The following is a 10,118-nucleotide window of genomic DNA, read 5'->3' as shown; positions in this document are numbered from 1 at the left end:
CGAAGCGCTCCCGGTTCAGGTTGGGCGCCATGTCGGCGGCCATCAGCGCGGCCTCGATCAACAGCGTGCCCGAGCCACACATGGGGTCAACCAGCGGCGCGCCCTGCTTGGCCAACTCCGGCCAGCCGGCGCGCACCAGCAGCGCCGCCGCCAGGTTTTCCTTGAGCGGGGCGTGGCCGGTATCGCGACGATAGCCGCGCCGGTGCAGGCTGTCGCCGGACAGGTCGATGCCCAGCGTCAAGCGGCCACGGTGCAGGTGGGCATAGAGGCGCACGTCGGGATTACGGACGTCGACATCGGGACGCGCCTGGCCGGCCGCACCAAGACGGTCGACCACGCCATCCTTGACCGTCTGGGCGCCGAAGCGGGTATGTCGAATCTCGTCACTACGACCATGAAAGTCCACCGCGATGGTGGCACCGGCAGGCAGATGGCGCTGCCAGTCGACGGCGGCGGCGGCATCGTGCAGGGCATCCGGCGTTTCGACGCCTTCCGTCCGCGACAGACACAGGATGACCCTGTTGGCCAGGCGCGACCACAGGCAGGCCCGGTAGGCACCCTCGAGATCGCCCTCGGCGTTCACGCCTGCCACGGTGGTCTTGCCCGGTGTCAAGCCGAATGTGACTAGCTCGTCGGCTAACAGTTGTTCGATGCCCCGCGGACAGGTTGCCAGAAGGTCAAGCTTCTCAGGCACTTGCTTCTCCTACATTAATGATGACTGCGAAAGCCATTATTCGGTTAACCATTTCATGACGACAAGGTGAACAGGTTGTTACAAAACAACAGTCGACAATGCCGAGCGGCTTACGCTATCAATGGAATGGTAGCTACGAGATACGACACATGTGTCCCTGTCAACAAGCCTTCATTTCGTGCGACTCGGGAGAGCCTGCACATCGCAGGGCTTGGGCATCACGGGCCTGCCGCTTGCATCCCCCGAATTTCCCGCAGGGGCAGGTCAGATTGGTACCTTTGTCACGAGGTAGACCCATGAAACGACAGAAACGTGATCGCTTCCAGCGTGCCTATGTACATGGCTACAAGGCCGGTCTCTCGGGTAGATCCCGCGATGACTGCCCCAGCCAGGACATCAATCTACGGGAATACTGGATGAGCGGTTGGCGTGAAGGTCGTGGGGACCAGTGGTCGGGCATGACGGGAGTGTCCGGCATTCACAAGAACCCCATGGTGCTCTGATAACGCAGTACTGTCGAGGTAAAGGAAAGACCCGCCAAGCCCATGGCACAAGACGCCATGGGCTTTTTGCTGCCCGCCCTTTCAGCGCGCCGACGCCAGCGCCCTGGCGCACTCCCGGACCAGCCCCGGTCCGCGGTAGATAAAGCCCGAATACACCTGCACCAGATCCGCCCCTGCCTGACGCTTGGCCACCGCCGCCTGGCCACTGTCGACGCCGCCGACGCCGATGATCGGCATGTCGGGCAACGCCTGGCGCAGCCGCTCGATCACAAGGTTGGAGGCATCGAACACCGGGCAACCCGACAGTCCGCCCTGCTCATCGGCGTGCGCAAGCCCTTGCACCGCTTCACGGGATACCGTGGTGTTGGTAGCGATCACCGCGTCGATGCCATTGTCCGCCAGCGCCCGCGCCACCAGAACGACCTCTTCCTCGTCCATGTCCGGGGCGATCTTTACCGCCAGCGGCACACGACGCCCACTCTGTTCATCGAGGCGAGTGCCTGTCGAGCGCAGGCGTCCGAGCAACTCATCGAGGTGGTCGCCGAACTGCAGGTTGCGTAGCCCCGGAGTATTCGGTGACGAGATATTGACCGCCACGTAGTCGGCGTGAGCGTGAACCCGCTCCAGGCAGTAAAGGTAGTCGTCACCGGCGTCCTCCACCGAGGTGGTCAGGTTCTTGCCGATATTGATGCCGATCACCCCGCGGTAGCGGCTGGCCTTTACCTGCTCCACCAGGTGATCCACGCCGAGGTTGTTGAACCCCATGCGATTGATGATGGCGCCACGCTCGGGCAGGCGGAACAGCCGGGGCTTGGGGTTGCCGGACTGGGCCCTGGGGGTCACGGTGCCGACCTCGACGAAGCCGAAGCCCAGCGCCCCCAGGGCGTCGAGGTGATCGGCGTTCTTGTCGAGCCCCGCCGCCAGGCCGATACGGTTGGGGAAGCTCAAGCCCATCACGTTGACCGGATCGTCCACGCGGGCACCTGCCAGCAACCGCGTCGCCTTCACGCGCGCCGCCCAGTCCAGCGACGTCAAGGACAGGCCGTGGGCCCGTTCGGGATCCAGGCGAAACAACAGGGAGCGGGCGAGATCGTACATGGCGTCTCCGAGGCGAAAAAGGACGAGGGCGCGCGGCCGGGCGCGAGTATAGCGCAGCCGCGACGCCACGACGACTTCCTGAATCAGACCTCAGCCGTTTTGCCCAAACGGGCTTTCATCCCAGGTCGTCAGTGTCCAATGTCCCCTTCGGTAAACAGAAACTCGCGTAGATACTTGTCCATGGCGGGATCCTTGCGGCGCAGCCACTCCAGGGTCATGGCCGCGTGCTCCTTTTCCTCATCACGGTTATGTTCGAGGATCTTGCGTAGATCTTCGTCCTGACAGGCGTCAACTCGCTGGTTGTACCAGTCGACTGCCTCCAGTTCCTCCATCAACGACACGATGGCGCGATGGTAATCCCGGGTCTGCGCCGTCAACTCTTCCACCGGTTCGTGGTAGCCCTCGCTCGATCCAGCCATTCGCCACTCCTTTTCTTTGTAAATAGTTGTGTTCTACTAACTCCATCAACGTAGGACACGATCGTTGTCTTGTCAGTCAGCGACATATGCCGGGAGGGCCCATGACAGAAGTGACCGAGACGTTTGAAAGCCAGCTGTCGCGCATCCACCTGGCCCTGGAAGACGAGAACCCCCAGGAGGTCTCCGAGGCCCTGGAGGATCTCGAACCCGCCGAGGTCGCCCTGCTGCTCGAATCGCTGCCGCTGAGCGAGCGCATCAGGCTATGGGAACAGGTACCGGCGGAGGACGACGGCGAGGTCCTGCTGCACGTCCATGACGAGGTGCGCAGCACCCTGCTCGAGGACATGGACCCCGAGGAGATCGTCGCCGCCACGGCAAGCCTGGACACCGCCGACCTGGCAGAGCTGTTCGAGGACCTGCCCAAGCAGGTGGCCGAGGACATGCTGCGCACCATGGACGAGATGCAGCGCACTCGTCTGCAGGAGACCCTGTCGTTCGAGGAAGACAGCGCCGGGCGCCTGATGCGCACCGACGCCATCGGGGTGCGCTCCGACGTCACCCTCGAGACAGTGCAACGCTTCCTGCGCTGGAAGGAGTCGATCCCGGACAACACCGACAACCTGATGGTGGTGGACCGCATCGGCCACTTCGTCGGCGTGCTGCCGCTGGCCCGGCTGGTTTCCCATGATCAGGAGACCTCGGTGGCGGAGCTGATGGACGCCGACGTCGACGTCATCCAGGGCGACATGAAGTCCCGCGACGTGGCCACCCTGTTCCAGACCCACGACCTGACGTCGGCCCCGGTGGTGGACAACGACGGCATGTTGATCGGCCGTATCGTCATCGACGATATCGTCGACGTCATCCAGGAGAACTCCGAACAGGCGCTGATGAACATGGCCGGCCTCGACGAGGAGGAAGACCTGTTCGCGCCGGTTTTGCCCAGCGCCAAGCGTCGTGCGGTATGGCTCGGCATCAACCTGCTGACCGCCTTTCTCGCCGCCTGGGTCATCGGTCAGTTCGAGGATGCCCTGGAGAAGGTGGTGGCGCTGGCGGTACTGATGCCGATCGTCGCCAGCATGGGCGGCATCGCCGGCAGCCAGACCCTGACCCTGGCCATTCGCGGCCTCGCCCTTGGCCAGATCAGCAAGACCAACAGCAACTGGCTGCTGCGCAAGGAGGTCGGCATTGCCCTGCTCAACGGTATCGTCTGGGCACTGGTGGTGGCGGTGCTGGCGGTGCTCTGGTTCAAGAGCGTGGCGATCGGCGTGATCATCGCCGCCGCCCTGGTCATCAACATGCTGGCCGCCGGGGTCTGCGGCATCGTGATTCCCCTCGTGCTCAAGCGCATGAACATCGATCCAGCGCTGTCCGGCTCGGTCATTCTGACCACCGTCACCGACGTGATCGGCTTCATGTCCTTCCTCGGCCTGGCGACGATCTTCCTGCTGTAGCGCTTCGCTGAGCGGATTCATCGACCGGCCATCACTGCCCCACGGGCACTGATGGCCGATCGGTGGTCCCGCCACCTCGTCGCCTATCTACCGATTCCTGCCTCCCGCTTGGTACGCCCCTCGTCTGCTGTCGCTTATCTACCGGCTCTTGTCTACCGACTCTTGCCTCCCGCTTCGTGCGCCCCCTCATCTGCTGTCACTTATCTACCGGCTCTTGTCTACCGACTCTTGCCTCCCGCTTCGTGCGCCCCCTCGTCTGCTGTCACTTATCTACCGGCTCTTGGTTGCCGACTCTTGTTTGCCGTCCCTTGCCTGCCGTCTCCCGTCTGCGACACCCCCCGTCGCCGGTACGCTACTCTTGTGCTGCTGTGCTGATTCGTTAGCATGGTCAGCAAGGCGCGGGTGACAAGCGCCCATCCCTGCTGGAAATAGGGATCCCCGAGACGGAAAAGGAGAGACCGCATGATGATCAAGACTCGCCCCATGATGCTTGCCCTCGGCGCCGTTGCCGCCCTCGGCCTTGCCGGCTGCGCCAGCGACAGCGCCTCGATGGAGAAAGAGAGCACCGACTACATCGTCACCGGGCTCGGCGATGATCGCCAGGAAGCCCTGGAAGAGGCAAAGGAACGCGCACTGGAGCAGTGCGAGGCCCAGGATCGCGACGAATTCATCATCGAGGAGCAACAGGTGCTTGGCCCCAACACCAGCCCGGAAAAGCGTGAGCGCGCCGAGGCCATGGTCGAAGGCGGCACCGTCAACGAAGACACCAACCTGGCGGCGCTGAACGACGATAGCGAAGGCTTCAAGGCGATCTGGAGCATCAGCTGCCGCTAAGCCTCGGTCCGTTGGTTGCCGACAAGGCCTACGAAGGCCAGACGCAAGAAGGGCGCCCCCAGGGGCGCCCTTCTTGCATTGTGTGAACCGCCACCTGGTGTGAACCGCCACCTTGTGTGAACCAACGTCACGGATTCACTCGATCGGTGTCGGCTACGACGAGGACGCCCGTGGGCGTCCTCTAGTGGTCGACTCACTGACCCGGGGTCTAGACCTCGCTGTTGCTCTCGGCCAGATCCACCAGCTCACGCACCGCCACGGCAAACAGCGGGAAGCCGCCCTGGGCGCCACTGTCGACCTCGTTGATCAGGCGGCACCAGCGCTTGTGCATGGACTCGTGGTGCTTGAGCCACTGATCGACACGTCCGGCGGTATCGCGGGCGCCGCTCTCCATCTTCATCACGCTGGCGGTCAACGCCATCTGCTGACGCTCGATGTCGTCGCGGAAGGTCTCCCGCGCCTGGGCCTGCCAGCTATCCTTCACCGGCAAGGCGGTAACCTGCTGGATCATCCACGGCAGCTCCAGACGGGCGCCGATCTCGTAGCAGACCTCGGCCACCTTCTGCGGCTTCTCGTTGACCTGGCGGGCGGTCTGGATGATGCCCAGCGCCGCGTACAGGCTATCGGCCGCGGCCACGGTGGAGGCCAGCGCCTCGGGCACCCCGGCGTCGACGAGTTCGTCACGGCGGGCCTGCCAGGCCTCGAGTTCCTCGCCACGCAGACGCTTGCCGATATTCTCCTGCAGCTGGGCAATACGCGGCTGGTAGTACTCGATGCAGTCACCGGCAGCCTGGCCCGAACGATGGCGCAGGAACCAGCGTGAAGCGCGGCGAATCATGCGCATCAGGTCGAGCATCATTCCGTACTGGATATCGGTCGAGACCTGATTGTCGAGCGCTTCGATCTGCTCCCACAGCTTGGGCAGCTGGAAGCTGTCACGGGCGATGACGTAGGCCCGCGCGATGTCCGCACGCCCCATGCCGGTGGAGTCGATCAGCCGGCGGGTGAACACGATGCCCATGTGGTCGACCAGATCGTTGGCCAGCTGGGTCGCCACGATTTCGCGCTTCAGGCGGTGGCTCAGGACCTGGTCGCGGTAGCGCTCCACCAGGCTCTGGGGGAAGGCCCGGGTGGCGTGCTGGGCGATGATCTCGTCGTCGGGCACGTCGGAGGCGATCAGGTCGCCCTTGAGCGTGCTCTTGGCGTAGGAGATCAGTACCGACAGCTCCGGCAACACCATGCCCTGGTCATTGGCGGAACGCTCCTGGAGCTCCTCGTCGGAGGGCAGGAACTCGAGTTCGCGATCGATCTGACCGGCCGCTTCCAGTTCGCTGATAAAGCGGCGATAGGGCCCGATCCCCTGGTGGGACAGCCGCTCGGACAGATCCAGCGCCAGGGTCTGACGATAGTTGTCGGTCAGCACCAGCTCGCTGACTTCCTCGGTCATGTCCGCCAGCAGCTGATTGCGCTGCTTGTCGGTCATGTCACCGTTGGCCACCACCTCATCGATCAGGATCTTGATGTTGACCTCATGGTCGGAGCAGTTGACCCCGCCAGCGTTGTCGATGAAGTCGGTGTTGACGCGCACACCACGCGCCGCCGCCTCCATGCGCCCGCGCTGGGTCAGGCCAAGGTTGCCGCCCTCTCCTACCACTCGGCAGTTCAGTTCCTTGCCGTCGATGCGCAGCACGTCGTTGGCCTTGTCGCCGACCTCGGCGTCGGTCTCGGTGCTGGCCTTGACGTAGGTGCCGATGCCGCCGTTCCAGATCAGGTCGACCTTCGAGCGCAGCATCGCCTGGATCAGCTCATTGGGCGGCAGCTTGTCTTCGCTGATGCCGAAGACCTCCTTCATCTGCGGCGTGATCTTGATCGACTTGGCCGCACGGGAGAAGACACCGCCGCCTTCGGAGATCAACGAAGTGTCATAGTCTTCCCAGCTGGAGCGCGGCATCTCGAACAGGCGCTTACGCTCCTTGAAGGTACTGGCCGCATCCGGCGTCGGGTCGACGAAGATGTGCATATGGTTGAAGGCACCGACCAGGCGAATGGTCTCGGACAGCAGCATGCCGTTGCCGAAGACGTCACCGGCCATGTCACCGATACCGACCACGCTGAACTCGTCGGACTGGGTATTGATGCCGAGGCCACGGAAGTGACGCTTGACCGACTCCCAGGCGCCCTTGGCGGTGATGCCCATCTTCTTGTGGTCGTAGCCGTTGGCGCCGCCGGAAGCAAAGGCGTCACCCAGCCAGTGGCCATACTCGATGGAAATCTCGTTGGCGATGTCGGAGAAGGTGGCGGTGCCCTTGTCGGCCGCCACCACCAGGTAGGGGTCCGCCTCGTCGTGGCGTACCACGTTCTTCGGCTCGACGACCTCGCCACCGACCAGATTGTCGGTCACGTCCAGCAGCGCGCGGATGAAGGTCTGGTAGCAGGCGATGCCTTCCTTCTGGGTGGTCTCGCGATCGGCACCTTCCGGCATGCGCTTGCACACGAAGCCGCCCTTGGCCCCCACCGGCACGATCACCGAGTTCTTGACCTGCTGCGCCTTGACCAGCCCGAGCACCTCGGTACGGAAGTCCTCGTGGCGATCCGACCAGCGCAGGCCGCCACGGGCGACCTTGCCACCACGCAGGTGAACACCCTCGACCCGCGGCGAGCAGACGAAGATCTCGAACATCGGGCGCGGCTTGGGCATGCCGGTGACCTTGGACGGTTCCAGCTTGAACGACAGGTAGTCCTTGAAGCCGCCATCTTCGGTCTTCTGATAGTAGTTGGTGCGCAGGGTCGCCTGGATCAGCTCCACGTAACGACGCAGCAGCCGGTCGTCGTTGAGGCTGGCGACGTCGTCGAGCAGGCCATTGATGCGCTCTACGCAGGCCTCGATCTCACCCTCGGCGGGACGATCCTCGGGATCGAAGCGCAGCTCGAACAGGGTCACCAGCTCGCGGGTGATCTGCGGGTGGGCCACCAGTGCATTGGCGATGAAGTTCTGGGAGATGCCGAAGCGGATCTGCTTCAGATAACGCGCGTAGGAGCGCAGCATCGCCACTTCACGCCAGTCGAGGTTGGCGCCGATGATCAGACGGTTGAAGCGGTCATTGTCCGCCTCGCCGGCCCAGATGCGCTGGAAGGCCTCGATGAACGGCTTGCGCATCTCCTGCAGGTTGACCTCGGTGTCAGTGTGATGCTCCAGATCGAAGTCGTGGATCCAGTAGCTCTCGTCCACCGCCTCGACCTCGTAGGGGCGCTCACCGATGACCCTGAGCCCCAGGTTTTCCATCATCGGCAGCACGTCGGACAGCGGAATCGGCTTGCGCTTGTGGAACAGCTTGAGGTTGACGCCGCTGCCCTCTTCCTCGATCAGTCGGTACAGCGACAGCGCCAGCGGCTTGCCGTTGTCCAGCTCGCCGATGTGCTGCAGGTCGTAGACCGCGGTGCGGGCGCTGAAGTCTTCCTGGTAGCTGGCCTGGAAGGCGTCGCGGAAGCGATCCAGTAGCTGGTTGGCGTGTTCCTCGCCGAAGCCTTCGATGGCGGCATTGAGCAGATCGTCACGCCAGTTGCGGGCGAGCCGCGCCAGCTTCTCTTCCAGCGCCTTGATGTCGTAGTCGGTCGGCGTGTCGCCGTTGAAGCGTAGGATGAACTGGATCCGCGCCAGCACCGATTCGGACAGGTAGGTGTTGAAGTCGCCGAAGGTGGCGTCGAGTTCCTCGCACAGCAGGTTCTGCAGACGCAGACGAAGCTCGGTCGAGAACACATCGCGCGGTACGAACACCAGGCACGAATAGAAGCGACCGAAACGATCCTCGCGGATGAACAGCCGCACCCGACGGCGTTCACGGATATCGAGGATACCCAGCGCCGTCTGGGCCAGTTCGTCGGTGTCGATCTGGAACAGGTCGTCGCGGGGATAGACCTCGAGGATCTGGGTCAGCTGCTTACCGTTGTGGCCCTTGGGGTTGAAGCCGGCGATATCCATCACCGTCTTGAGCTTGCGCCTCAGGATCGGAATATGACGCGGCGAGTCGTTGTAGACCCCAGCGGTGAACAGCCCCAGGAAGCGACGCTCGCCGATGACGTTGCCCTTGTCGTCATAGCGATCGATGGTCACGTAATCCGGATAGGTGGGACGGTGGACGCGGGCGTGGAAGGCGCTCTTGGCGAATGACAGAAGCTGCGGCACCAGCACGTAGCGATCGCCCTCGACCCCCTGGTCGGTGCGGATACGCTGGCGATACTGGGCATCGGACAGACGGAACAGACCGAGCTCGCTGCCATCGACCTGATTGAGGCTCTGGCCACCGTTGTCCTTGTCGACGGTGAACTCGTCATAACCGAGGAAGGTGAAGTTGTCTTCCAGCATCCATTCGAGGAAGGCCACCGCCTCGTCGTGATCGGCCTTGTCGATCGGGCCCGGGCAGCAATTCTTGAGCTCGTCGATGGTCTCGCGGATGCGCGCGCGCATCGGATCGAAGTCCGCCACCGCCGTGCGCACTTCCTTCAGCACCTCGTGGATGCTCTGCTCGATGGCCGACAGCTCCTCGGGGTCGGAGTGACGATCCACCTCGATGGCGATCAGCGACTCACGATGCTCGGGGGCGTCCTTTTCACCCGGAGACGACACACGCTCGACCCGGTGCTGCTTGTCACGAGCGACCGACAGGACCGAATTGTGGATGGCGTGGACGGTCATGCCACGACGGTTGAGCTCGATGCGCACCGAGTCGACCAGAAACGGCATGTCTTCGTGCAGCACCGCGACAAAGGTGTGGGTCGACTGCCAGCCGTGCTCCTCGAAGTCAGGGTTCATGACCTTGACCTTGGGTGAGGCCGGATCGAACTGCTGCAGGAAGTGCCACACCGACAGGGTGGCGCCGTACAGATCATCCAGGCGCCGCTCGCTGAGATCCTCCAGCGGCACCGTGGAGTAGAAATGGCGAGCGAAGTCACCCACCAGACCGGCCTTTTCCTGATCGAGGCGTCCTTCCAGCTTTTCCTCGAGTTGCTTGAGCAGATCCTCGCGACTGTCATCCTGTGCGACGTGTAACATCCTCACCTCGGTTGGCGGCGGCCACTTCACTGTGGCCTGTGTAAAGGTAGTGACGAGCGTGCTGCG

General features: G+C 63.4%; 7 protein-coding genes. 3 read left to right on the top strand and 4 right to left on the bottom strand.

Features of this window, described 5'->3' with window-relative positions; genetic code table 11:
* Positions 1-694, bottom strand: a 694-nt coding sequence (locus tag NH448_RS17260; RefSeq protein WP_253029114.1) for a THUMP domain-containing protein, incomplete at its 3' end; no start/stop codon positions are given.
* A 296-nt stretch (positions 695-990) separates the two neighbouring features.
* Here NH448_RS17260 and rmf point away from each other — a divergent pair.
* Positions 991-1,197, top strand: a complete 207-nt coding sequence (gene rmf / locus NH448_RS17255; protein WP_045994893.1) for a ribosome modulation factor — start codon at positions 991-993, stop codon at positions 1,195-1,197.
* Between the two features lie 81 nt (positions 1,198-1,278).
* Here the strand turns inward: rmf and NH448_RS17250 are convergent, their stop codons facing one another.
* The gene (locus tag NH448_RS17250; RefSeq protein ID WP_045994909.1) at positions 1,279-2,295 is read right to left on the bottom strand and encodes a quinone-dependent dihydroorotate dehydrogenase; all 1,017 of its coding nucleotides are present in this window, start codon (positions 2,293-2,295) and stop codon (positions 1,279-1,281) included.
* Positions 2,296-2,423: 128 nt separating this feature from the next.
* On the bottom strand, positions 2,424-2,714 hold the full coding sequence (locus NH448_RS17245; RefSeq protein WP_045994894.1) for a ferritin-like domain-containing protein: 291 nt from the start codon (positions 2,712-2,714) through the stop codon (positions 2,424-2,426).
* A 101-nt stretch (positions 2,715-2,815) separates the two neighbouring features.
* Here NH448_RS17245 and mgtE point away from each other — a divergent pair, with 101 nt between their 5' ends.
* Positions 2,816-4,168, top strand: a complete 1,353-nt coding sequence (gene mgtE, locus NH448_RS17240) for a magnesium transporter (RefSeq protein ID WP_045994895.1) — start codon at positions 2,816-2,818, stop codon at positions 4,166-4,168.
* A gap of 462 nt (positions 4,169-4,630) precedes the next feature.
* Positions 4,631-5,002 carry a hypothetical protein gene (locus NH448_RS17235; protein WP_045994896.1) on the top strand — a complete coding sequence of 124 codons (372 nt, stop codon included), beginning with the start codon at positions 4,631-4,633 and terminating at the stop codon, positions 5,000-5,002.
* Positions 5,003-5,210: 208 nt separating this feature from the next.
* Here NH448_RS17235 and NH448_RS17230 read toward each other — a convergent pair whose 3' ends face one another.
* Positions 5,211-10,052, bottom strand: coding sequence for an NAD-glutamate dehydrogenase (locus tag NH448_RS17230; RefSeq protein WP_045994897.1), 4,842 nt, complete (start codon positions 10,050-10,052; stop codon positions 5,211-5,213).
* Positions 10,053-10,118 lie beyond the last annotated feature (66 nt).

Origin of the sequence: Halomonas sp. OfavH-34-E, assembly GCF_024124525.1 — a bacterium.
GTDB lineage: Bacteria > Pseudomonadota > Gammaproteobacteria > Pseudomonadales > Halomonadaceae > Halomonas > Halomonas litopenaei.
Note: the sequence above shows the minus strand (reverse complement) of the source record. Positions and strands in the feature narration are given on the sequence as shown.

What these genes read in the sequence shown, in the direction of transcription:
- NH448_RS17235 (WP_045994896.1), top strand. Translation starts at nt 4,631, where the DNA reads ATGATGATCAAGACTCGCCCCATGATGCTTGCCCTCGGCGCCGTTGCC.
- NH448_RS17245 (WP_045994894.1), bottom strand. Translation starts at nt 2,714, where the DNA reads ATGGCTGGATCGAGCGAGGGCTACCACGAACCGGTGGAAGAGTTGACG.
- NH448_RS17230 (WP_045994897.1), bottom strand. Translation starts at nt 10,052, where the DNA reads ATGTTACACGTCGCACAGGATGACAGTCGCGAGGATCTGCTCAAGCAA.
- NH448_RS17250 (WP_045994909.1), bottom strand. Translation starts at nt 2,295, where the DNA reads ATGTACGATCTCGCCCGCTCCCTGTTGTTTCGCCTGGATCCCGAACGG.
- rmf (WP_045994893.1), top strand. Translation starts at nt 991, where the DNA reads ATGAAACGACAGAAACGTGATCGCTTCCAGCGTGCCTATGTACATGGC.
- mgtE (WP_045994895.1), top strand. Translation starts at nt 2,816, where the DNA reads ATGACAGAAGTGACCGAGACGTTTGAAAGCCAGCTGTCGCGCATCCAC.